We start from the raw sequence: 22,365 nt of genomic DNA, 5'->3' as shown, positions 1-22,365 counted from the left end.
CTCTTACAGCCCACGGGCCACGGCTTTGTCGATCAGCCAGTTCAGCGACGGGCCACGGTCGCTGTTGACCGACGCCGGGCGGCCGGCCAGCTCGGCGGGCAGGCCGCTATCGGGCTTGATCTGCACACGGATGTCGGAGGCCAGGTCTTCGCTGTTGAGGCTGGCGCTGCTGACGATCTGACCGGTGCGCACTTCGTCTTCGCCGGCGACCTGGAAATTGACCCGGGTCCCTGGCTTGACCTCATCGAACTGGCGGTAGCTGAAACGCGCCTCGACCATCGGGTTGGTGGTACGCGGAATCAGCTGGAAGATCGGCTGGCCCTTGGCCGCGTACTGGCCGTCATCCACCAACTGGCGGGCGACCACGCAATCGCAGGGGCTGGTCAGGGTGCCGGACAGTTGCTTGCCGAACAGTTCCTCGATCTTCGCCGGTTCCAGTTGCGTGTCGTCGAGGTTGCCCTTGAGCATGTCCAGCATGCTGGTGGTGAAGCTGGCCAGTGGCGCGCCCTTGGCCACCTGCCCACCGCTCTCGACCAGGCTGCTCACAGTACCGTCGCGCGGCATGGTGACATTGGTGGTGGGTACTGCGACCACACCGGCTTCGGCATGGCTGATGAAGTACATGCCGTACAACGACTTGGCGACGAAACCGAAGGCGGCGATGCCGACCACGAACACGCCGAGGGTGACGGTAACGGCCTTGAGCCGGCCGAAGGGGCTCAGGCCACTGCCGCCGTCCTTCTGCTTGCGCGCCTTGGTGAAGTTGTCGCGTTGCAGGGTGCTGAGCACGTCGCCGGCAGTGATCAGTTCACCCGACAGGTGCGAGGTGATGATATGGCGCAGGGTGGCGATGTCGCGTGGCTCCAGGTTCTGGAATTGCGCACCGGTACGCCCGCTGTCGGGGTGGTACGAGCGCACCTGGAATTCGATGTCCATCGACAGGCCGAGGTTGTCGACCGTGAACATCAACCGCCCACGCAACGCATCGCCCACCGCCAGTTGCTGCTTGGTGTGGAAACTCAAGCCTCCGGCGGAAAGGTCGTCGACCTTCACATCGTGGGCCTGGCGCTGGGCGTCGATGAAGCGCAGCTTGGCGGGGATGCGTACCCGGGCGTGCTGGCGCTGGGCTTCGGACTCATGCACGACGTTGACATTCACGGCGGTATTCATGGGGTTTGTTCCTGTTAGATCCGATCCGGGTTGGGCTCACACGACCATGAACAGCACAGCAACGAAGATGCTGGCCGCCGAGAAGGTCATGGTCCGCGAGGACCAGGTGTTGAACCATTGTTGAAAGCTGGCGAGGTCACGCTTGAGGGCAGTGGGCTGACGCGTCCAAGACTGTTTGTCGAGGCGGAAGAACACGTAGATCTTCATCAGCGCGCCGATGATCTGGTTGTAATAGAGAATCAGGGGGTAGGCCGGGCCGACGTTGTGGCCAGAGCACAGCAGCATCACGGTGAGGATCAGGCGGGTGATGCCGATCCACAGCAGGTACACCAGCAGGTATGCCAGGCCGAACTTGAGGCTGGCGATCACCGCCACGGTCAGGCCCAGCAGGCTGGTCCACATCGACACGCGCTGGTCGAACAGCACGATGCTGGTGAACAGCCCCAGGCGCCGCAGGCCCAGGCCCAGCGCACGGGAGTTCTGCCGCAGGTTGTTGCCGTACCAGCGGTACATCAGCTTGCGGCTGGCCTTGAAGAAGCTTTTCTCCGGCGGGTGCTCGACCGTGTTGATGGCAGCGTCCGGCACGTAGAAGGTGTCGTAGCCCAGGCGCATCAGGCTGAACCAGCTGGACTTGTCGTCACCGGTCAGGAACTTGAAGCGGCCCAGGCGCCAGTGCATCAGCGAGTCGCTTTCCACGTCGGCGATGAACTCGGGGTTGGTGACCACGCTGGCGCGGAACATCGACATGCGCCCGGTCATGGTCAGTACGCGCTTGGACAGGGCCATCGAGCACATGTTGATGTGGCGCTGGGCGAAGCGCAGCTTGTGCCATTCGCTCATGATGTAGCCGCCGCGTACTTCGCAGAACTCGTTGGTGGTCAGGCCGCCGACATTGGGGTACAGCTTGAACCACGGTACGGTCTTGCGCACCACGCCATCGGCCAGCACGGTGTCACCGTCGATCACCGCCACCACGGCGTTTTCGTCCGGCAGCATGCGGGAGATGGCACGGAAGCCGTAGGCCAGGCCATCGCGCTTGCCGGTACCGGCGATGCGTACGATGTCCAGCTTCACGTGGGCCGGCGGGTTGTACTTGGCCCACAGGCTCTTCACCAGCAATTCATCGGACATTTCCACCAGCGAGCAGACCACGGTGGTGGGGAAACCGCAGTTGATCGCCTCGCGGATCACCGAGCTGTACACCTGAGCGGTGGTCAATGCTTCGATGCGGAAGCTGGTGACCATCAGGTACACGTGCGACGGGTCGGCGGCGCTGCCCATTTTCTGCACTTTGCGGCGCAGGTAGGGGTACACGCCGTAGAGGAAGATCATGCCGCGGATGAAATGGGTGGCGCCCATCGAGTAGCGCCAGATGCCGACGGCGCCGACCAGGAAGATGAAGTGCTTCGATTGCGAGTCGAAGATATCGGCTGGCAGGGCCAGGGCGATCAGCATGAGCAGGCTCATGTAGAGCAGCCAACCGGCGCACTGCAACAGCACTGTCTGGAGCCTTTGCATGTTCAGCATCCGTGGAAAATTCGGGAAAGGGCGGCAGCGCAAGTGGGGAGCCTTGCGCCGCCTGGCCCAGGGGTTACCAGCAGATGCCTTCGGTGCGGCTGGCCGCGCTGGTCGGCTTGCTCATGAAGCCGACCAGGTCGATCACTTGCTTGCCGGCCGGCGCTTGCTGGGCAAGGGCGCGGAACTGCTCGTCACGGTTGCCCAGAACGATGATTTCGGCGTTGTCGATGACCTTCTGGAAGTCACCGTTGAGCAGCGACGAAACGTGCGGGATCTTCGATTCGATGTAGTCTTTGTTGGCCCCATGAACGCGGGCGTACTCGACGTTCTCGTCGTAGATATCCAGTTGGTAGCCCTTGCCGATCAGGCGTTCGGCCAGCTCCACCAGTGGGCTTTCGCGCAGGTCGTCGGTGCCGGCCTTGAAGCTCAGGCCAAGCAGGGCGACCTTGCGTTTGTCGTGGGCTTCGATCAGTTCGAAGGCGTTTTGCACCTGCGACTCGTTACTGCGCATCAGCGAGTCGAGTAGCGGGGCACGCACGTCCAGGCTGGCGGCACGGTAGGTCAGGGCGCGCACGTCCTTTGGCAGGCACGAGCCGCCGAAGGCAAAGCCGGGGCGCATGTAGTACTGCGACAGGTTCAGCACCTTGTCCTGGCAGACCACGTCCATCACTTCACGGCCATCCACACCGACAGCCTTGGCGATGTTGCCGATCTCGTTGGCGAAGGTGACCTTGGTGGCATGCCACACGTTGCAGGTGTATTTGATCATCTCGGCCACTTCGATCGGCTTGCGGATGACCGGGGCGTCGAGTTCTTCGTACAGGGCCTGGAGGATGTCGCCGCTGGCGCTGTCCAGTTCGCCGATGACGGTCATCGGTGGCTGGTCGTAGTCCTTGATTGCAGTGCTTTCACGCAGGAATTCCGGGTTCACCGCGACGCCGAAGTCGACGCCGGCCTTTTTGCCCGAGCAATCTTCGAGGATCGGGATCACCACGTTCTTGACGGTGCCCGGCAACACGGTGCTGCGCACCACGATGGTGTGGCGGCGCGTGGTGTCGCGCAGCACATAGCCGATTTCCCGGCACACCGACTCGATGTATTCCAGGCCCAGGTCACCGTTTTTCTTGCTGGGTGTACCCACACAGATCATCGATACGTCGCTGGCGCGAATGGCCTCGGCGAAGTCAGTGGTGCCGCGCAGGCGACCATTGGCGATGCCTTGTTGCAACAGTGCTTCCAGGCCAGGTTCGACGATCGGCGACTTGCCCTGGTTGATCAGGTCGATCTTGGTGCTGGACACGTCCACACCGATTACTTCATGGCCACGCGCCGTCAGGCAGCCTGCACAGACTGCACCCACATAACCCAAACCAAAGATGCTGATACGCATCGCTATCACCTCATGTGTTTATCACGCCGACGCCTCCGTGGAGTGCCGGGCTGGGTTGATTAACAGCAGTTTTCAGGCGCACGGGTTCATGGCGAATGCACACTTCACCGAGCGCAGGCAACATAAGTCCGGAGTGCACGAAAAGTTATGCACTCAAATTAGGCATTTAAAAACCAGGTAGTAAAAACGTGCCCTGTCATGCAGCCGTCTTTATTGCAAGGCGCTACGCGGCGCTTTGCTGTGCTTGTTTTTTCAAGTGGGATAAATCCTTTGAAATCAACCACTAGGACGAGTTGTGCGGGACGCTTGTCTCCTTTAAGGACAGGCATTTGGGCGTTAGCCGGGCGGCCTGTCTATATTATCGAGGCAGGTAGTGGATACCTTGCCGTTGTCATCTGTAAGTCATCTCTCACAGCCCGTGGGCAGGAAATTCGTTACGGCTCTATGAGCGGTTGTGGATATGAGAAGTTCCTGGCTGGGTTTGGTCTCGATGAAAGATTTCTAAATATTTATTCAGCTGCCGACAGTTTCAATTTGATGGCACGCATCGGTTTGCCCCCGATGTTTCAAGGGCGAAACTGTTGCGAGATGTTTTAGTGCCAGCATCGAAAAAATTTTTTCAGAATTCGTCGGAAAAGGTATGAACGGTCGCCCCGGCGCCGGTGTTACGCGCTGACGTAATACTTTTTTGGCGCCATAAAAATGACGAAAATGCGGTCTCACCTTGCTGAACCTGCTCGGCCTGCTTGACCGCCGGAGTAGCGGCCGTGTCCTTATAAATAACATCGACGTGACAGCAGCAAGTGCTGATCACCGTGCGGTCATGGGCAATCAGCTGATCGGTTTTGTCTTTCCGCGTTTCAACTTGCTGCGGCGGGTGGATCATGCGGGTGCACATACGCCGTATGGCGCGGCGAAGACGGCCAACCGGCGAGGCGGGTTTCGATTACGGCGGGGGTGGCTTTGCCCGAGGGGGTGGAAGCGATCGGCTTGGAAAGCGGCTATGTACAGCTGCCCTGAAGGCGGTGGAGGCTGGCCCTAGCCTTGCCGGTGCTCGCGGCTGAAGCGGTTCCTGCGGGTGCCGCGTGGCGGTTGCAGGAACGGCTCAAGCCGCGAAGCGGTATCGGCAGGTCTACTCGCCCGGGTGATCGCGCAGAAACACCAGGTGATCTAGCTTGGACTGTTCGGCACTGTAGTAGTAACCCTGGACATCGAACTGCTTGAGCTGCTCTGGATCGTTGATGCGCTGCTCGATGACAAAGCGGCTCATCATGCCGCGGGCTTTCTTGGCATAGAAGCTGATGATCTTGTACTGGCCGTTCTTCAAGTCCTTGAAGTCGACATTGATCACCCGCGCCTTGAGGGCGCTGCGTTTCACTGCGCTGAAGTATTCATTGCTGGCCAGGTTCAACAGCACGTCATCGCCCTGAGCGGCCAGGGCCTGGTTCAACCATTCACTGATGCGTGTACCCCAGAAGGCGTACAGGTCCTTGCCGCGGGCATTGGCCAGCTTGGTGCCCATTTCCAGCCGGTAGGGCTGCATCAGGTCGAGGGGGCGCAGCAGGCCGTACAGGCCGGAGAGCATGCGCAGGTGGTCTTGCGCGTAGCTGAAGTCGTCCTCACCCAGGGTTTCGGCAGCAAGGCCTGTGTACACGTCACCTTTGAACGCCAGCAGCGCCTGCTTGGCATTGGCTGGGCTGAAGTCCGGAGACCAGCTGCCGAAGCGTGCGGCGTTCAGGCCGGCGAGTTTGTCGGACAGGTGCATCAGCTCGCTGATTTGCGCCGGCGACAGGGTTCGCAGTTGCTGGATCAACACCTGGGAATCATCCAGGTACTGGGGCAGGGTGAAGCGCTCGGTTACCGGCGGGGTATCGTAGTCGAGGGTCTTGGCGGGGGAAATCACCGTCAGCATCGGGTCGGCTCCTGGCATCATTGGCCTGAGATTCTACGGGCTGGGCGGTGCAAGTCCAAACTATGGTGACAATAGTCACAGACCATGGCCGGTTCTAACGCTATAGTTCGCGTTTTGCCGTGACGGAGCCTTTTACCGTGCGCATCGCCTTTGCCGCGCTGGCCGCGCTGTTGAGCCTGGCCGTGCAAGCCGCCCCCACAGCCCCGGTCAGTTTCGATCGCAGCCTGTGGCCCGAGCAACTGAACAGCCCGGCGTTGTTCGATGTGGCTTCACGGGCGGAGATTCTGTCGTTCGCCCGGGTACTGCATGAAAGCGAGCTGCTCGATGATGCAACGCTGGCGGCGCGGCTGGGCTTGCGGCAGATCAACCTGCAGAAGGTTCGCCAACTGCGGGCGCGCATGTGGCAGCGGTTATGGGCAGGCTACCAACAGGCACAACGCAGCTGCGAGCAGGATGCGTCGTTCTGCTACGCCGTTGAGTCCATGGCGGATCTACGTACCCAGGCGGCGACGTTCGCCACCGATGTCGGCGCGTTCTATGCCGGGTGGGTAGAACCCAGCCACCAGTTCCACAGCCGCTACCTGGACGAACAGCTGCGCAAAGCTGCGCTGCTGCCCCAGACCAGCAGCGAGGTGGAGCGGCTATCTGCACGGGAGCTCGATGGTGAACGCCTGAACGATCGCATGTTCCTGCTGACCTTCGTCGGTGGCCCGGGGCCTGACGGCGGCAGTACCGACCTGCTGGCCGATTACCTGCGCCGGCAAAAGCTGGCGGGTACCTTCTTCGTGCTTGGCAACCGCCTGCAGCAGCGCCGGGATGCCGGCATGCCGAACACCGTGGCCAGGCTTTATCGCGGCCAGTGCGTGGGTATTCAGGGCTGGGAGTACCGCTCGCATGCACAGTGGGTCGATTGGCAGGACTCGCTGCGGCGCAGCCAGGCCCGCGTGCAGGCCGACCTGCCGGAGCAGTACGTGCCGCTGTTCCGCCCCCCTTACGGGCAACGCCGGGCCGATGGCGAGGCGTTCATGGCCAGCCAGCAGTTGCGGGTGTCGTTGTGGGATATCGACGCGCAGGATGACACTGCACTGACCGCCGAAGCCTCGGCGCAACGCGTGCTGACCCTGATGCTGTTGTGGCGCAAGGGGGTTATCCAGCTGCATGACAGCCTGCCCAAGGCGCAACCGGCGGTGGAGTGGTTGCTGCGCAGTACCGCCCAGAGCGGTATCGGCTGGGAAGATTGCCGGGCCTATGGGTACAGCGAATAGAGGTACCACTTCTGAGCGTAGTCGTGTCTGGGCCTGCCGCCAAGGCCTTATCGTCAATCGGAAAAATAAACTTCAAAAACACGTAAAAATGCTTTTTCCGGTCATGGCTTTTGCGGTATGAAGAAACCAGACAGCCGATCCCTGCAGCACAGGTGGCGTCATCCAGACCCTCCTGGCCAGGTTGCTCCCCGCCCGTAACAACGCGGATACGGGGACACGGCAGTCACTCTGCGGCGTAACAGACCACGCCGTGCGGCTTCGACATAAGGTGACCGAGTATGGATGACCAAGGACGCACCCCTTCCTCCAGCAAGCCAATCCTCTATGTGCTCGATACCAACGTCCTGATTCACGACCCCAACGCATTACTCAACTTCGAGGAGCATCACGTCGCTATCCCCATGACGGTGCTGGAGGAACTCGACAAGCTCAAGACCGGTAAACAGACCATCGCCGCAGAGTGCCGGCAGGCCATCCGCCTGATCGACCAGACCCTCGGGGACGCTTCGCCCAGTGATGTCGAGCAGGGCGTGCCGATCCAGCGCAACAAGAGTGGGGCCAAAGGCTTTCTTTCGATCCTGATGAGCCCACGCAACGAGCCTGGCAAGTTGTTGCCGGAACACCTCAACGACAACATCATCATCAACACCCTGCTGGACGTTCGTAGCCGGCGCCCCGACCTGGATGTGGTGCTGGTCACCAAAGACATCAACATGCGCTTGAAGGCGCGCGCCTGCGGCATCGCATCCGAGGACTACAGCACCGACCAACTGGTCGATGACGTGTCCTTGCTGTCCAAGGGCTACCACTCGGTCAGCGGTTCGTTCTGGGACCGGGTCAGCAAGGTCGATACCCGCCAGGAGCGCGGCCGGACCTGGCATCGCGTGCACATGATCGACACCCTGCCGGCCGTTCACGTCAACGAGTTCATCATTGACGACCAGGGCTTCGTCGGCTGGGTGAAGGGCATCCGCGACGACGAGTTGCTGCTGCTCGACCTGCACCAGGAGCCACTGCTGCACCAGGAGGCCTGGGGCCTGAAGCCGCGGGACATTCATCAGAGCCTGGCGCTGTTCGCCTTGCTCGACCCGGACATTCACCTGGTCAACCTGACCGGTGCTGCCGGTTCCGGCAAGACCATCCTGGCCCTGGCAGCTGCCATCGAGCAGACCATGGTCAGCAAACGCTACCGGCGCATCATCGCCACCCGCAGCGTGCAGGGGCTGGACCAGGAGATCGGCTTCCTGCCGGGTACCGAAGCAGAGAAGATGGAGCCGTGGCTGGGCGCCATTACCGACAACCTCGAGGCCTTGCACATGGATGATGAAAGCACCCATGGCAGCGTCGAATACATCCTCGAGCGCGTGCCGCTGCAGTTCAAGTCGTTGAACTACATTCGCGGCCGCAGCTTCCAGCAGAGCCTGATCTTGATCGACGAGTGCCAGAACCTGACGCCGCACCAGATGAAAACCATCATCACCCGTGCCGGTTCCGGGTCCAAGGTGGTCTGCCTGGGCAACCTGGCGCAGATCGATACCCCCTACCTGTCCGCGACCAGCTCGGGCCTGACCTACCTGACCGAGCGCTTCAAGGACTTCCCCCATGGCGTGCACATCACCCTGCAGGGTGTGCCACGCTCGGTACTGGCCGAGTACGCCGAGTCGCATCTGTAAAAACCTGTCGCCGGGCAGCCCGCTGCCCGGCATCTCTACGAGCGTGTTCATACAGCCGCCAGACCTGCCGACACATACCTCTGCTCAAACCTGACCCACAGGTTTACACTGCAGGCTCCCTTCACAGGAGCAGAGCAGTGCTGACACATCTTGATTCCCAGGGGCGGGCCAACATGGTCGACGTCACTGAAAAGGCCGTGACCGAGCGCGAGGCCACCGCCGAGGCGCGGGTGCGCATGTTGCCGCAGACCCTGCAGATGATCGTCGACGGTGAACATCCCAAGGGCGATGTGTTCGCCGTGGCGCGCATTGCCGGCATCCAGGCGGCGAAGAAGACCAGCGACCTGATACCGCTGTGCCACCCGCTGATGCTCACCAGCGTCAAGGTGGAACTCAGCGCGGAGGGCGAGGACGCGGTGCGGATCCTCGCCCGCTGCAAGCTGGCCGGGCAAACCGGTGTGGAAATGGAGGCACTGACCGCCGCTAGCGTCGCTGCGCTGACGATCTATGACATGTGCAAGGCTGTGGATAAAGGCATGGTCATCGAGCAGGTTCGCCTGCTGGAAAAGCTGGGCGGCAAGAGCGGCCACTACAAGGTGCAGGCGTGATGAAAGTCAAAGTGATGTACTTCGCGCGTTACCGTGAGTTGCTGGGTGTGGATGCCGAGCGGGTGGAGGGTGAGTTCATGGTTGTCGACGATGTGCGCCGGGCATTGCTGGGCAAGGGTGGGCCCTATGAACTGCTAGGCGAACAGAACCTGATGTGCGCCCGCAACGAGGAACTGTGCAAGCTGGATGAGCCGTTGGAAGAGGGCGATGAAGTGGCGTTCTTCCCGCCGGTGACGGGGGGCTGAGCATGGCAGTGCGAGTGCAGGAACACGCGTTCGACCCGGGCGTCGAGACCAATGCCATGCATGCGGCCAACGTGGGGGTAGGCGCGGTGGTCGGCTTTGTCGGCTATGTGCGGGACTTCAATGATGGCCGCGAAGTGGCAGGGATGTTCCTCGAGCACTATCCGGGCATGACCGAAAAGGCCCTGGCCAAGATCGTGGCCGAGGCCGAGCAGCGCTGGCCGTTGTTGAAAGTGCAGGTGCTGCACCGCATCGGTGCGCTGGAGCCGGGTGAGCCAATCGTGTTCGTCGGCGTGGCCAGTGCCCATCGGCAGGCAGCGTTCGATGCCTGCAACTTCATCATGGACTACCTGAAGACCCGGGCTCCGTTCTGGAAGAAGGAAAATACCCAGGAAGGGCCGAGGTGGGTGGAAGGCAGGCAGAGTGACCTGGATGCCGCAGGGCGCTGGTAGTCAAGGCTGCGCCCGCCGTTTGTAGGAGCGGCCTTGTGTCGCGATGGGGCCGCAAAGCGGCCCCGGCAATTGATGCGTTGAAGCTGAAATCCCGGGGCCGCTGTGCGGCCCTATCGCGACGCAAGGCCGCTCCTACAGGGGGATATGTATTCCCAACCACGGGTCAGTGATGCTTGCGCGGCACCGGCTTCAGCAGTTCATCCGGCGGCATCTCGCATTTGATCTTGCGCCCCAGCAGCTCTTCGATCGCCGGCAGCTGATACGAGTCATCTTCCCCGGCAAAGCTGATCGATACGCCATTGGTGCCGGCACGGCCGGTACGGCCAATGCGGTGCACGTAGTCGTCCGGGTCCTCTGGCAGGGTGAAGTTGATCACATGGCTGATGCCGTCGATGTGAATCCCGCGCCCGGCAACGTCGGTGGCGACCAGAACGGTGATGCGCCCTTCGCGGAAGTTCTCCAGGGTACGAATTCGCTTGTGTTGCGGCACGTCGCCCGACAGTTGGGCGGCGTTGATGCCGTCGCGCACCAGTTTTTCCTCGATGCGCCGCACTTCGTCCTTGCGGTTGGCGAACACCATCACCCGTTCCCAGCGGTTCTGGGTCACCAGGTTGTACAGCAGCTTGTACTTGTCGCTGCCGGCCACCGCATAGACATGCTGCTCGACCGTTTCGCTGGCCACGTTCTCCGGTTCGATCTCGACGATGGCCGGGTTGGTGGTCCATTGCTTCGCCAGGTTCATCACGTCCTCGGTGAACGTGGCCGAGAACAGCAGGGTCTGGCGCTCGCTTTTGGGCGGCGTCTGGCGAATGATCTGGCGCACTTGCGGGATGAAGCCCATGTCGAGCATGCGGTCAGCTTCGTCCAGCACCATCACTTCGACCATGTCCAGGTGCACCTCGCCCCGCTGGTTGAAGTCCAGCAGGCGGCCCGGTGTAGCCACCAGGATGTCGCAGTGGCGCGCTTCCAGGGCCTTGAGCTGCTTGTCGAAGTCCATGCCGCCGACGAAGCTCATGACGTTCAGGCCGGTGTACTTGGTCAGCGCCGCAGCATCCTTGGCGATCTGTACCACCAGCTCGCGGGTTGGCGCGATAATCAGCGCCCGCGGCTCACCCATGTAGCGCTCTTTGGGTGCAGGGGTCTGCTGCAGCTGGGAAATGATCGAGATCAGAAACGCTGCGGTTTTGCCGGTGCCGGTCTGGGCACGGCCGATGGCATCCTGGCCACGCAGGGTGTAACCCAGCACCTGCGCCTGGATCGGCGTGCAGTAGGGGAAGCCCAGGTCGTGGATAGCGTGCATCACCTCGCTGGACAGCTTGAAGTCGTGGAAGCGGGTCTTGCCCTCCTGCGGCTCGACCACGAAGTCTTCCAGTTTCCACAGGCTGGCCTGGGGCTTGGGCTTGCGCTCGCGACGTGGTTTGTCCTTGGCCGGCTTGTCGGCCACTGGCGTTGCGGCGACAGGCGATTCTGCCTTGGGGGTAGGGTTGGCGCGTGGGGCCGCCGGTTGCGCCTCGCTGGCGGGGGCCGGCGCAGGCGGCGTCACACTGGCAGCAGGAGCGGCGGCCTGTGGTGCAGCCTCTCCCTTGCTGAATATTTTCTTGAGTGCCTTGAGCACGATCGTCTCATCAACTGATTAAGGAATGTACGCCGGGCAGTGTAATGCAAGAATCAGGCGTGGCGTAGTGGAATAGCCTTACAACTACAGGCGGCCTTGGCTTATTGCAGTTGCTTTGCCAGCCAGTCGTGGATGTCGCTCAACTCTTCGACCACTACCTCGTGTTCCATTGGATATTCGTGCCAGCGGGCAGCTACGCCCCAGGTGTTCAGGTACTCGAAGGCGGTGCGGCCCATGGCCGGGATCACCACCGGGTCGTGCACGCCATGCAGGCACAGGGCAGGGGTGCGTTGTTGGCAGGCACTGAGCTGGTGTTGGTCATTGAAGGTGGGGGCGTAGGTGGACAGGGCGATGACCCCACCCAGCGCCTCTTGCCACTTTATATAGGCAGTGTGCAACACCACCGCGCCGCCCTGGGAGAAACCGGCGAGGAAGATGCGCGACAAGCTGACGCCTTTGGCCTGCTCCGCCTTGATCAGCGCCACCACTTGCTCGGCCGACTCCTCCAACTGAGCCTCGTCTATGGCGCGGGCCGGGGTCATGGCCTTGATGTCGTACCAGCTGGGCATGGCATAGCCGCCATTGATGGTCACCGGGCGGGTGGGTGCCTGAGGCATCACGAAGCGGGTGCTGGTCAAACGCTCCTGCATGAATTCGGCTACGGGTAGGAAGTCGTAACGGTCGGCTCCCAAGCCGTGCAACCAGATCACACAGGCATCAGCGGTTTTCTGTGGTTCGAGAATCAGCGGGTTGGTCATGACTGCTCCGAAAGAGTGCGGGTGATCGTGTTGTGTGCGTTAAAAAAAAGCGCTGCACAGGATTGCCTGAAAAAGAATGTCGCAACGATACAACTTTCACTACTTGACGAACGCTTAAACGCTCCAGCCAAAACATTTGGTACGCGCTTTGCAACTGAGGTTGCGATGCAAAGGGCAGGCCGTGACGGTAACACCCTTTGTACGCGAAGGCTGTCATAGAACAGCCCATTGCGCCAATTGACCCAATAACTAGCCAATACGGGTCGGACATGCCTCAAAAGGGTGCGGTGCAATTCCGGCTCGATACAACAAGAGCGATTTGGAGGTTGTGAATGAAAGTGTTGAAAACCACCCTGGCAGTCCTGACCGCTGCCGCCGCGCTGGGCGCCGTGAGCAATGCCCAGGCCGGCGCCACCCTTGATGCGGTAAAGAAGAAGGGCTTCGTCCAGTGTGGCGTGAGCGACGGTCTTCCAGGCTTCTCGGTACCTGATGCACAAGGCAAGATCATCGGTATCGACGCCGATGTCTGCCGCGCCGTGGCCGCTGCCGTGTTCGGCGACGCCAACAAGGTCAAGTTCAGCCAGCTCAACGCCAAGGAACGCTTCACGGCCCTGCAATCGGGCGAAGTTGACGTGCTGTCGCGCAACACCACCTGGACCAGCTCGCGCGATGCCGGCATGGGCCTGGTGTTCACCGGTGTCACCTACTATGACGGCGTCGGTTTCCTGGTCAACAAGAAGCTCGGTGTTTCCAGTGCCAAGGAGCTCGATGGCGCGACCATCTGCATCCAGGCAGGGACTACCACTGAACTGAACGTGTCGGACTTCTTCCGGGCCAATGGCCTGAAGTACACCCCGATCACCTTCGATACCTCTGACGAAAGCGCCAAGTCGCTGGAGTCCGGCCGTTGCGATGTGTTGACGTCCGACAAGTCGCAGCTGTTTGCCCAGCGCTCCAAGCTGGCCGCACCGACCGAATATGTGGTGCTGCCGGAAACCATCTCCAAGGAGCCACTCGGCCCGGTGGTGCGCAAAGGCGACGAAGACTGGTTCAGCATCGTCAAGTGGACCCTGTTCGCCATGCTCAACGCCGAAGAGGCGGGCATCACCTCGAAGAACGTCGAGGCTGAAGCCAAAGCTACCAAGAACCCTGACGTGGCCCGCTTGCTGGGTGCGGACGGCGAGTACGGCAAGGACCTCAAGCTGCCCAAAGACTGGGTAGTGCAGATCGTCAAGCAAGTCGGCAACTATGGCGAAGTGTTCGAGAAGAACCTGGGCCAAGGTACCGACCTGAAGATCGACCGTGGCATGAACGCCCTGTGGAACAACGGCGGCATCCAGTACGCGCCACCTGTGCGCTGATGGCTGCACCCTGCGGCGGCATCCGGCCGCCGCAGGTTGTTCGAATCCCTATTTCCCGGGGCACTTCATGCAAAATCATATTGGCGCACAAAAGGGTTTATCCCTGAGCGATCCACGTGTGCGCGCGTGGCTGTTCCAGATTCTCACCATCGTTTTCGTGGTCGGTCTGGGCTGGTACCTGTTTCACAATACGCAAACCAACCTGCAACACCGGGGTATCACCTCGGGCTTCGACTTCCTCGATCGCAGTGCCGGCTTCGGCATCGCCCAGCACCTGATCCCCTATGTGGAATCGGACAGCTATGCACGGGTGTTCGTCATCGGCCTGCTCAACACCCTGCTGGTCACCTTCATTGGCGTCATCCTGGCGACCATCCTGGGTTTCATCATCGGTGTGGCACGCTTGTCGCCGAACTGGATGATCAACAAGCTGGCGACGGTGTACGTGGAGACCTTCCGCAACATTCCGCCGCTGCTGCAGATCCTGTTCTGGTACTTCGCCGTATTCCTGACCCTGCCGGGACCGCGGGGCAGCATCAACCTCAACGACCTGTTCTTCATCAGCAACCGTGGCCTGAACATGCCTGGTGCCTCCATGGCGGACGGTTTCTGGCCATTTGTCGCGGCGTTGGCGGTGGCGGTGGGGGCGGTCTGGCTGATGGTGCGCCTGGCCAACAAACGCTTCGACGAGACCGGTGTACCGTTCCACAAGTTCTGGGCCGCGCTGGCGCTGTTGCTGGTCATTCCAGGCCTTAGCGTGCTGCTGTTCGGCAGCCCGGTCACGTGGGAGGCACCGCAGCTCAAGGGCTTCAACTTCGTCGGTGGCTGGGTGCTGATCCCCGAACTGCTGGCGCTGACCCTGGCGCTGACGATCTATACCGCCGCCTTCATCGCCGAGATCGTGCGCTCGGGCATCCGTTCGGTCAGCCACGGCCAGACCGAGGCGGCGCGCTCGCTGGGGCTGCGCGAAGGGCCAACCTTGCGCAAGGTGATCATCCCCCAGGCCTTGCGGGTGATCATTCCGCCACTGACCAGCCAGTACCTGAACCTGGCGAAGAACTCGTCGCTGGCGGCCGGTATCGGCTACCCGGAGATGGTCTCGCTGTTCGCCGGTACCGTGCTCAACCAGACTGGCCAGGCCATCGAGGTGATCGCCATCACCATGAGTGTCTATCTCGCCATCAGCATCAGCATTTCGCTGCTGATGAACTGGTACAACAAGCGCATTGCGCTGATCGAGCGGTGAGGATACGCCTGTGAATGCCCATGTTTTCAAACCCGATATGCCGCCACCGGTGAAAACCGTCGGCGTACTCGCATGGATGCGTACCAACCTGTTCTCCAGTTGGCTGAACACCCTGTTGACCCTGTTTGCCCTCTACCTGATCTGGCTGATCGTGCCACCGCTGTTGCACTGGGCACTGATCGACGCCAACTGGGTTGGCACCACCCGCGCCGACTGCACCAAGGACGGCGCCTGCTGGGTGTTCGTGCAGCAGCGCTTCGGCCAGTTCATGTACGGCTACTACCCCGTCGAGCTGCGCTGGCGGGTCGACCTGACGGTATGGCTGGCAGTGCTTGGCGCAGCGCCGTTGTTCATCAAGCGCTTCCCGCGCAAGGCCCTCTATGGCCTGGGCTTTCTGGTGCTTTACCCGCTGCTGGCCTACACCTTGTTGCACGGTGGCCTGCTGGGCCTGAGCAACGTGTCCACCAGCCAGTGGGGCGGGCTGATGCTGACCTTGGTGATCGCCACCGTGGGCATCGTCGGCGCTTTGCCCCTGGGCATTCTGCTGGCCTTGGGGCGGCGTTCGAGGATGCCGGCGGTGAAGGTGGTGTGCGTGACCTTCATCGAGTTCTGGCGCGGCGTGCCGCTGATCACCGTGCTGTTCATGTCTTCGGTGATGCTGCCGTTGTTCCTGCCTGAGGGCATGAGCTTCGACAAGCTGCTGCGGGCGATGATCGGCGTGATCCTGTTCCAGTCGGCCTATGTCGCCGAAGTGGTACGCGGTGGCCTGCAAGCCATCCCCAAGGGCCAGTACGAAGCGGCCGCAGCCATGGGCCTGGGGTACTGGCGGGCGATGGGCCTGGTGATCCTGCCGCAGGCGCTCAAGCTGGTGATCCCTGGCATCGTCAACACCTTCATTGCCCTGTTCAAGGACACCAGCCTGGTGATCATCATCGGCCTGTTCGACCTGCTGAACAGTGTCAAGCAAGCCGCCGCCGACCCGGCCTGGCTGGGTATGGCTACCGAGGGCTACGTTTTCGCCGCCCTGGTGTTCTGGATTTTCTGTTTCGGTATGTCCCGCTACTCCATGCACCTGGAGCGCAAGCTGGACACTGGCCACAAGCGTTAGGAGTTTCGAAATGAGTGAAGCGATCAAGCAGCCTGCCGGCCCCGAAGGGATCATCCAGATGCAGGGTGTGAACAAGTGGTACGGTCAGTTCCATGTGCTCAAGGACATCAACCTCAATGTTCGCCAGGGCGAGCGTATCGTGCTGTGCGGGCCGTCCGGCTCGGGCAAGTCCACCACCATCCGTTGCCTCAACCGCCTGGAAGAGCACCAGCAGGGGCGCATCGTGGTCGATGGCGTGGAGCTGACCAACGACCTCAAGCAGATCGAGGCGATCCGCCGTGAAGTGGGCATGGTGTTCCAGCACTTCAACCTGTTCCCGCACCTGAGCATTCTGGAGAACTGCACCTTGGCGCCGATGTGGGTGCGCAAGATGCCGCGCCGCAAGGCCGAAGAGATTGCCATGCATTACCTGGAGCGGGTACGTATCCCGGAGCAGGCGCACAAGTACCCGGGGCAGTTGTCTGGTGGCCAGCAGCAGCGCGTGGCGATTGCCCGGGCGTTGTGCATGAAGCCGAAAATCATGCTGTTCGACGAACCCACTTCGGCCCTGGACCCGGAGATGGTCAAGGAAGTGCTCGATACCATGGTGGGTCTGGCCGAAGATGGCATGACCATGCTCTGCGTGACCCACGAGATGGGCTTTGCCCGCACCGTGGCCAACCGGGTGATCTTCATGGATAAAGGTGAAATCGTCGAGCAGGCGGCACCGGATGATTTCTTCGACCGGCCACGCAGCGACCGGACCAAGTTGTTCCTCAGCCAGATCCTGCATTGATACAGCCGGGGCCGCGAAGCGGCCCCGATGTTTACTTCTCTTCTTGTGGGGCAGCGGGTGCCGGTGGCGGCCGCAGCCCCACCTCGGCCACCAGTTTGAGCTGCTGCCCGTTACGCATCACCTCGATGGTGATCTTTTCGTTCGGTTTGATCCGCGCCACCTGGTTCATCGACTTGCGCCCGTCACCTGCCGGTTCGCCGTTGATGCTCAAGATCACGTCCCCCAGCTGCAGCCCGGCCTTGGCCGCCGGCCCTTCGCGGAAGATGCCTGCAACCACGATGCCTGGGCGGTCCTTCATGCCGAACGACTCGGCCAGTTCCTGGCTCAGTGGCTGCACTTCGATACCCAGCCAGCCGCGGATCACCTGGCCGTGCTCGACAATCGACTTCATCACCTCCAGTGCCAGCTTGACCGGGATGGCGAAGCCGATGCCCTGCGAGCCACCAGACTTGGAGAAAATGGCCGTATTGATGCCGACCAGGTTGCCGTTGGCATCGACCAGCGCACCACCGGAGTTGCCCGGGTTGATCGCGGCGTCGGTCTGGATGAAGTCTTCGTAGTTGTTCAGGCCCAACTGGTTGCGGCCGGTGGCGCTGATGATGCCCATGGTCACGGTCTGGCCAACGCCGAACGGGTTGCCGATGGCCAGCGTCACGTCACCGATATGGATGGTGTCGGAGCGGCCGATGGTGATGGCGGGCAGGTTCTTCAGGTCGATCTTCAATACCGCCAGGTCGGTCTCCGGGTCGCTGCCAATGACCCGGGCCAGGGTCTCGCGGCCATCCTTCAAGGCCACCACGATCTGGTCGGCGCCACTGGTGACGTGGTTGTTGGTCAGCAGATAGCCCTCGGGGCTCATGATCACTGCCGAGCCCAGGCTCGATTCCCAGCGGCGCTGCTTGGGCAGGTTGTCGCCGAAGAAGCGGCGGAACTGCGGGTCTTCGAACAGCGGGTGGGCGCTCTTGTTGACCACCTTGGTGGTGTACAGGTTGACCACCGCCGGGGCCGCGAGGGTCACGGCGTCGGCGTAGGACACCGGGCCCTGCATGATCTTCGTGGTCTGCGGTGCCTGCTGCAGGTTGACGTCCTGGCTGGGCAGGCCGACCCATTCCGGAAACCGCTGGATGATCAGCACGGCGATCAATACGCCGGTAAGCAGGGGCCAGCCAAAGTAACGCAAAGCCTTGAACATGAACGAGTCCTGAAAAGGGCGGGGGCCAGTGGCCGCGCGGTGGGGCATGAGCGCGCGCGATCATACACCGGTTCCCCCAGTGCCGGCGACGGCCCATAATGGCCGGCATTATACGGGCGTTCCCTGTGCGTTGCGCCTGGGGAGTGTGCAGTTTTCGAGGAGATTTTCATGGCCGTCGCGCTAAACACCCTGGTTGAAGAAGCCGAGCGTTACCTGGGCAGCGCCAGGATCCAGGACTACTGCCCCAATGGCCTGCAGGTCGAAGGCCGGCCGCAGGTCAGCCGTATCGTCAGCGGTGTCACCGCCAGCCAGGCGTTGCTGGATGCTGCGGTCGAGGCCGAAGCCGACCTGGTGCTGGTGCACCACGGCTACTTCTGGAAGGGCGAAAACCCCTGCATCACCGGCATCCGCCAGCGCCGCCTGAAAACCTTGCTGAACAACGACATCAGCCTGCTGGCATTCCACTTGCCGCTGGATGTACACCCTGAGGTGGGCAACAACGTGCAGCTGGCGCGGCAACTGGAGATTACCGTCGAAGGGCCGCTTGACCCGGAGAACCCAAAGGTGGTCGGGCTGGTCGGTTCGCTGGCCGAACCGGTGACTGCCCGCGATTTTGCCCGGCGCGTGCAGGAGGTGCTGGGGCGTGAGCCGCTGCTGGTCGAAGGCGACGAAATGATCCGCCGGGTCGGCTGGTGCACCGGGGGCGGGCAGGGCTATATCGACACGGCGATTGCCGCCGGGGTAGACCTGTACCTGACGGGCGAGGCGTCGGAGCAGACCTACCACAGTGCGCGGGAGAATGGCGTCAGCTTCATCGCTGCCGGGCACCATGCCACCGAGCGGTATGGGGTGCAGGCGCTGGGTGATTACCTGGCGCGGCGGTTTGCCGTGGAACACCTGTTCATCGATTGCCCGAACCCGATCTGACCTTACTGGCCCCTTCGCGGGCACGCCCGCTCCCACAGGGGATCGCGCATTTCTTGAGATCAGCGCCAAACGTGTGGGAGCGGGCGTGCCCGCGAAGGGCTGCAAAGCAGCCCCAGTAACGCTTAATTGAGCAGGCATTAGCCTAACCCCCAGTCATATCGTTAGACTTTTTCGATCTAGCTGGCCGCCTAAATAGAAGCAGCCGCTGTGATACAGTGATCCGCTCGAACACGGCCCGCAGGCCGTCCATAAGATCGTTTTTCGTGAGTAGCCATGGTCGACAAACTGACGCACTTGAAACAGCTGGAGGCGGAAAGCATCCACATCATCCGCGAGGTGGCCGCCGAGTTCGACAACCCGGTGATGCTGTACTCGATCGGCAAGGATTCCGCCGTGATGCTGCACCTGGCGCGCAAGGCCTTTTTCCCGGGCAAGCTGCCGTTCCCGGTCATGCACGTCGACACCCAGTGGAAATTCCAGGAGATGTACAGGTTCCGCGACAAGATGGTCGAGGAAATGGGCCTGGAGCTGATCACCCACGTCAACCCCGAGGGTGTGGCGCAGGGCATCAACCCGTTCACCCATGGCAGCTCCAAGCACACCGACATCATGAAGACCCAGGGCCTGAAACAGGCGCTGGACAAGCATGGTTTCGACGCCGCCTTCGGTGGTGCTCGCCGCGACGAAGAGAAGTCGCGGGCCAAGGAGCGTGTGTACTCGTTCCGTGACAGCAAGCACCGCTGGGACCCGAAGAACCAGCGCCCCGAGCTGTGGAACGTGTACAACGGCAAGGTCAACAAAGGTGAGTCGATCCGCGTCTTCCCGCTGTCGAACTGGACCGAACTGGACATCTGGCAGTACATCTACCTCGAAGGCATCCCGATCGTGCCGCTGTACTTCGCTGCCGAGCGTGAAGTCATCGAGAAGAACGGCACCCTGATCATGATCGACGACGAGCGCATCCTCGAACACCTCTCCGAGGAAGAGAAAGCCCGCATCGTCAAGAAGAAGGTGCGTTTCCGTACCCTCGGCTGCTACCCGCTCACGGGCGCTGTCGAGTCGGAGGCCGAAACGCTCACCGACATCATTCAGGAAATGCTCCTGACGCGCACTTCCGAGCGCCAGGGCCGGGTCATCGACCACGATGGCGCCGGTTCGATGGAAGACAAGAAACGTCAGGGCTACTTCTAATTTTCAGGGTTACTCCATGTCGCACCAATCCGATTTGATCAGCGAAGACATCCTCGCTTATCTGGCTCAGCACGAGCGTAAAGAACTGCTGCGTTTCCTCACCTGCGGCAACGTGGATGACGGCAAGAGCACCCTGATCGGGCGCCTGTTGCACGACTCCAAGATGATCTACGAGGACCACCTCGAGGCCATCACCCGCGATTCGAAAAAGTCTGGCACCACCGGCGAAGAGGTCGACCTGGCGCTGCTGGTAGACGGCCTGCAGGCCGAGCGTGAGCAGGGCATCACCATCGATGTCGCCTACCGCTATTTCTCCACCGCCAAGCGCAAGTTCATCATCGCCGACACCCCGGGCCACGAACAGTACACCCGCAACATGGCCACCGGCGCATCCACCTGTGACCTGGCGATCATCCTGGTCGATGCCCGCTATGGCGTGCAGACCCAGACCCGCCGCCACAGCTACATCGCGTCGCTGCTGGGCATCAAGCACATCGTGGTCGCGGTCAACAAGATGGACCTGAAGGGCTTCGATGAAGGCGTCTTCGAGGCCATCAAGGCGGACTACCTGAAGTTCGCCGAAGCCATCAACCTGACCCCGAGCAGCCTGCACTTCGTGCCGATGTCGGCGCTCAAGGGTGACAACGTGGTCAACCACAGCGAGCAATCGCCGTGGTACACCGGCCCGACCCTGATGGAAATCCTCGAAACCGTCGAAGTGTCGGCTGACCGCAACTTCACCGACCTGCGTTTCCCGGTGCAGTACGTCAACCGGCCGAACCTGAACTTCCGCGGTTTTGCCGGCACCCTCGCCAGCGGCGTGGTGCACAAGGGCGACGAAATTGTCGTGCTGCCGTCGGGCAAGAGCAGCCGGGTCAAGTCCATCGTCACCTATGAAGGTGAACTGGAAAGCGCCGGCCCAGGCCAGGCCGTGACCCTGACCATGGAAGATGAGATCGACATCTCGCGTGGCGACCTGCTGGTGCATGCCGACAACGTGCCACCGGTCACTGACCAGTTCGATGCCATGCTGGTGTGGATGGCCGAAGAGCCGATGCTCCCGGGCAAAAAGTACGACATCAAGCGCGCCACCAGCTACGTGCCGGGCTCGATTGCCAGCATCACCCACAAGGTTGATGTGAACACCCTCGAGAAGGACGCCGCCAGCGCCCTGCAGCTGAACGAGATTGGCCGCGTCAAGGTATCCCTGGACAGCGCCATTGCCCTGGACGGTTACGACAGCAACCGCACAACCGGTGCGTTCATCGTCATCGACCGCCTGACCAACGGCACCGTCGGCGCCGGCATGATCATCGCCCAGCCAGTCTTGCCGCATGGCAGCACCGGCCAGCATGGCAAGCAGGCCCACGTGTCTACCGAGGAGCGCGCCCTGCGTTTCGGTCAGCAGCCAGCCACCGTGCTGTTCAGTGGCCTTTCTGGCGCCGGCAAGAGCACCCTGGCCTATGCCGTTGAGCGCAAGCTGTTCGACATGGGCCGTGCAGTGTACGTGCTCGACGGGCAGAACCTGCGCCATGACCTGAACAAGGGCCTGCCGCAGGACCGCGCTGGCCGCACCGAAAACTGGCGCCGTGCCGCCCATGTGGCGCGCCAGTTCAACGAAGCCGGCATGCTGACCCTGGCAGCGTTCGTTGCCCCGGATGCCGAAGGCCGCGAACAGGCCAAGGCGCTGATCGGCAAGGATCGCCTGGTAACGGTCTACGTCCAGGCGTCCCCACTGGTCTGCCGCGAGCGTGACCCACAGGGCCTGTACGCTGCCGGTGGCGACAACATCCCGGGTGAAAGCTTCCCGTTCGATGTGCCGCTGGATGCCGACCTGGTGATCGACACCCAGGCCACCAGCGTGGACGAAGGCGTTAAACAGGTGTTGGACGTACTGCGTCAGCGTGGTGCGATCTAAGCGCTGCCCTGCACTACCAAAAACCCCGCTCCGGCGGGGTTTTT

The 22,365-nt window shown here is 61.7% G+C and carries 20 protein-coding genes; 12 read left to right on the top strand and 8 right to left on the bottom strand.

The genetic code is table 11. The features are described 5' to 3' along the window. Positions 1-3: 3 nt before the first annotated feature. The 5 genes from K4A76_RS19110 to yaaA form a co-directional block, all read right to left on the bottom strand. Positions 4-1,170 (bottom strand): PilZ domain-containing protein, encoded by a 1,167-nt coding sequence (locus K4A76_RS19110; RefSeq protein ID WP_274410933.1) that lies wholly within the window; start codon positions 1,168-1,170, stop codon positions 4-6. Between the two features lie 36 nt (positions 1,171-1,206). Beyond that, positions 1,207-2,688 (bottom strand): glycosyltransferase family 2 protein, encoded by a 1,482-nt coding sequence (locus K4A76_RS19105; RefSeq protein ID WP_009684460.1) that lies wholly within the window; start codon positions 2,686-2,688, stop codon positions 1,207-1,209. Positions 2,689-2,761: 73 nt separating this feature from the next. After that, positions 2,762-4,078: a nucleotide sugar dehydrogenase gene (locus K4A76_RS19100; RefSeq protein WP_274410932.1), complete on the bottom strand. Its 1,317-nt coding sequence runs from the start codon at positions 4,076-4,078 to the stop codon at positions 2,762-2,764. A 619-nt stretch (positions 4,079-4,697) separates the two neighbouring features. Further along, positions 4,698-4,964 carry a hypothetical protein gene (locus K4A76_RS19095; RefSeq protein WP_274410931.1) on the bottom strand — a complete coding sequence of 89 codons (267 nt, stop codon included), beginning with the start codon at positions 4,962-4,964 and terminating at the stop codon, positions 4,698-4,700. Positions 4,965-5,210: 246 nt separating this feature from the next. After that, a complete protein-coding gene (gene yaaA, locus K4A76_RS19090; protein ID WP_274410930.1) occupies positions 5,211-5,990 on the bottom strand; it encodes a peroxide stress protein YaaA in 780 nt (259 codons plus the stop codon). Between the two features lie 137 nt (positions 5,991-6,127). Here yaaA and K4A76_RS19085 point away from each other — a divergent pair, with 137 nt between their 5' ends. The 5 genes from K4A76_RS19085 (at position 6,128) to moaE (ending at position 10,230) form a co-directional block, all read left to right on the top strand. Next, on the top strand, positions 6,128-7,255 hold the full coding sequence (locus tag K4A76_RS19085) for a polysaccharide deacetylase family protein (protein WP_274410929.1): 1,128 nt from the start codon (positions 6,128-6,130) through the stop codon (positions 7,253-7,255). Positions 7,256-7,533: 278 nt separating this feature from the next. After that, positions 7,534-8,928, top strand: coding sequence for a PhoH family protein (locus K4A76_RS19080; protein ID WP_009684456.1), 1,395 nt, complete (start codon positions 7,534-7,536; stop codon positions 8,926-8,928). 137 nt (positions 8,929-9,065) lie between these two features. Further along, positions 9,066-9,536, top strand: coding sequence for a cyclic pyranopterin monophosphate synthase MoaC (gene moaC, locus K4A76_RS19075; protein WP_054912052.1), 471 nt, complete (start codon positions 9,066-9,068; stop codon positions 9,534-9,536). After that, a complete protein-coding gene (moaD, locus tag K4A76_RS19070) occupies positions 9,536-9,781 on the top strand; it encodes a molybdopterin converting factor subunit 1 (protein WP_274410928.1) in 246 nt (81 codons plus the stop codon). The genes moaC and moaD overlap by 1 nt, the downstream gene beginning before the upstream one ends. 2 nt (positions 9,782-9,783) lie before the next feature. Then, positions 9,784-10,230, top strand: a complete 447-nt coding sequence (gene moaE / locus K4A76_RS19065) for a molybdopterin synthase catalytic subunit MoaE (protein WP_054912050.1) — start codon at positions 9,784-9,786, stop codon at positions 10,228-10,230. Positions 10,231-10,393: 163 nt separating this feature from the next. Here moaE and rhlB read toward each other — a convergent pair whose 3' ends face one another. Beyond that, positions 10,394-11,845 carry an ATP-dependent RNA helicase RhlB gene (gene rhlB / locus K4A76_RS19060; RefSeq protein WP_274410927.1) on the bottom strand — a complete coding sequence of 484 codons (1,452 nt, stop codon included), beginning with the start codon at positions 11,843-11,845 and terminating at the stop codon, positions 10,394-10,396. 101 nt (positions 11,846-11,946) lie between these two features. Next, positions 11,947-12,603 carry an alpha/beta hydrolase gene (locus tag K4A76_RS19055; protein ID WP_009684451.1) on the bottom strand — a complete coding sequence of 219 codons (657 nt, stop codon included), beginning with the start codon at positions 12,601-12,603 and terminating at the stop codon, positions 11,947-11,949. A 332-nt stretch (positions 12,604-12,935) separates the two neighbouring features. On the opposite strand from K4A76_RS19055, the gene K4A76_RS19050 reads away from it, so the two are divergent. The 4 genes from K4A76_RS19050 (at position 12,936) to K4A76_RS19035 (ending at position 17,093) form a co-directional block, all read left to right on the top strand. Beyond that, the gene (locus K4A76_RS19050) at positions 12,936-13,964 is read left to right on the top strand and encodes an amino acid ABC transporter substrate-binding protein (protein ID WP_009684450.1); all 1,029 of its coding nucleotides are present in this window, start codon (positions 12,936-12,938) and stop codon (positions 13,962-13,964) included. Between the two features lie 67 nt (positions 13,965-14,031). Then, entirely contained in the window at positions 14,032-15,210 is a 1,179-nt protein-coding gene (locus tag K4A76_RS19045; protein WP_029887285.1) for an amino acid ABC transporter permease, read from the top strand. 10 nt (positions 15,211-15,220) lie between these two features. Further along, positions 15,221-16,318 (top strand): amino acid ABC transporter permease, encoded by a 1,098-nt coding sequence (locus K4A76_RS19040; RefSeq protein ID WP_115294702.1) that lies wholly within the window; start codon positions 15,221-15,223, stop codon positions 16,316-16,318. Positions 16,319-16,328: 10 nt separating this feature from the next. Further along, complete coding sequence (locus tag K4A76_RS19035; RefSeq protein WP_003251792.1) at positions 16,329-17,093, top strand: amino acid ABC transporter ATP-binding protein; 765 nt, start codon at positions 16,329-16,331, stop codon at positions 17,091-17,093. Between the two features lie 31 nt (positions 17,094-17,124). Here the strand turns inward: K4A76_RS19035 and algW are convergent, their stop codons facing one another. Then, positions 17,125-18,285 carry a Do family serine endopeptidase AlgW gene (gene algW, locus K4A76_RS19030; protein WP_009684447.1) on the bottom strand — a complete coding sequence of 387 codons (1,161 nt, stop codon included), beginning with the start codon at positions 18,283-18,285 and terminating at the stop codon, positions 17,125-17,127. A 168-nt stretch (positions 18,286-18,453) separates the two neighbouring features. Between algW and K4A76_RS19025 the strand changes: the two genes are divergently transcribed. The 3 genes from K4A76_RS19025 to cysN all read left to right on the top strand — a co-directional run bounded on the left by K4A76_RS19025 (position 18,454) and on the right by cysN (position 22,321). Beyond that, the gene (locus K4A76_RS19025; protein ID WP_009684446.1) at positions 18,454-19,212 is read left to right on the top strand and encodes a Nif3-like dinuclear metal center hexameric protein; all 759 of its coding nucleotides are present in this window, start codon (positions 18,454-18,456) and stop codon (positions 19,210-19,212) included. A 273-nt stretch (positions 19,213-19,485) separates the two neighbouring features. Then, positions 19,486-20,403 carry a sulfate adenylyltransferase subunit CysD gene (gene cysD / locus K4A76_RS19020; RefSeq protein ID WP_009684445.1) on the top strand — a complete coding sequence of 306 codons (918 nt, stop codon included), beginning with the start codon at positions 19,486-19,488 and terminating at the stop codon, positions 20,401-20,403. 16 nt (positions 20,404-20,419) lie between these two features. Then, complete coding sequence (gene cysN, locus K4A76_RS19015) at positions 20,420-22,321, top strand: sulfate adenylyltransferase subunit CysN (RefSeq protein WP_009684444.1); 1,902 nt, start codon at positions 20,420-20,422, stop codon at positions 22,319-22,321. Positions 22,322-22,365 lie beyond the last annotated feature (44 nt).

Source organism: Pseudomonas sp. NEEL19 (assembly GCF_028751975.1).
Lineage (GTDB): Bacteria > Pseudomonadota > Gammaproteobacteria > Pseudomonadales > Pseudomonadaceae > Aquipseudomonas > Aquipseudomonas juntendi.
The sequence above is the reverse complement of the archived record's forward strand: the minus strand, read 5'-3'. Positions and strand labels throughout refer to the sequence as shown.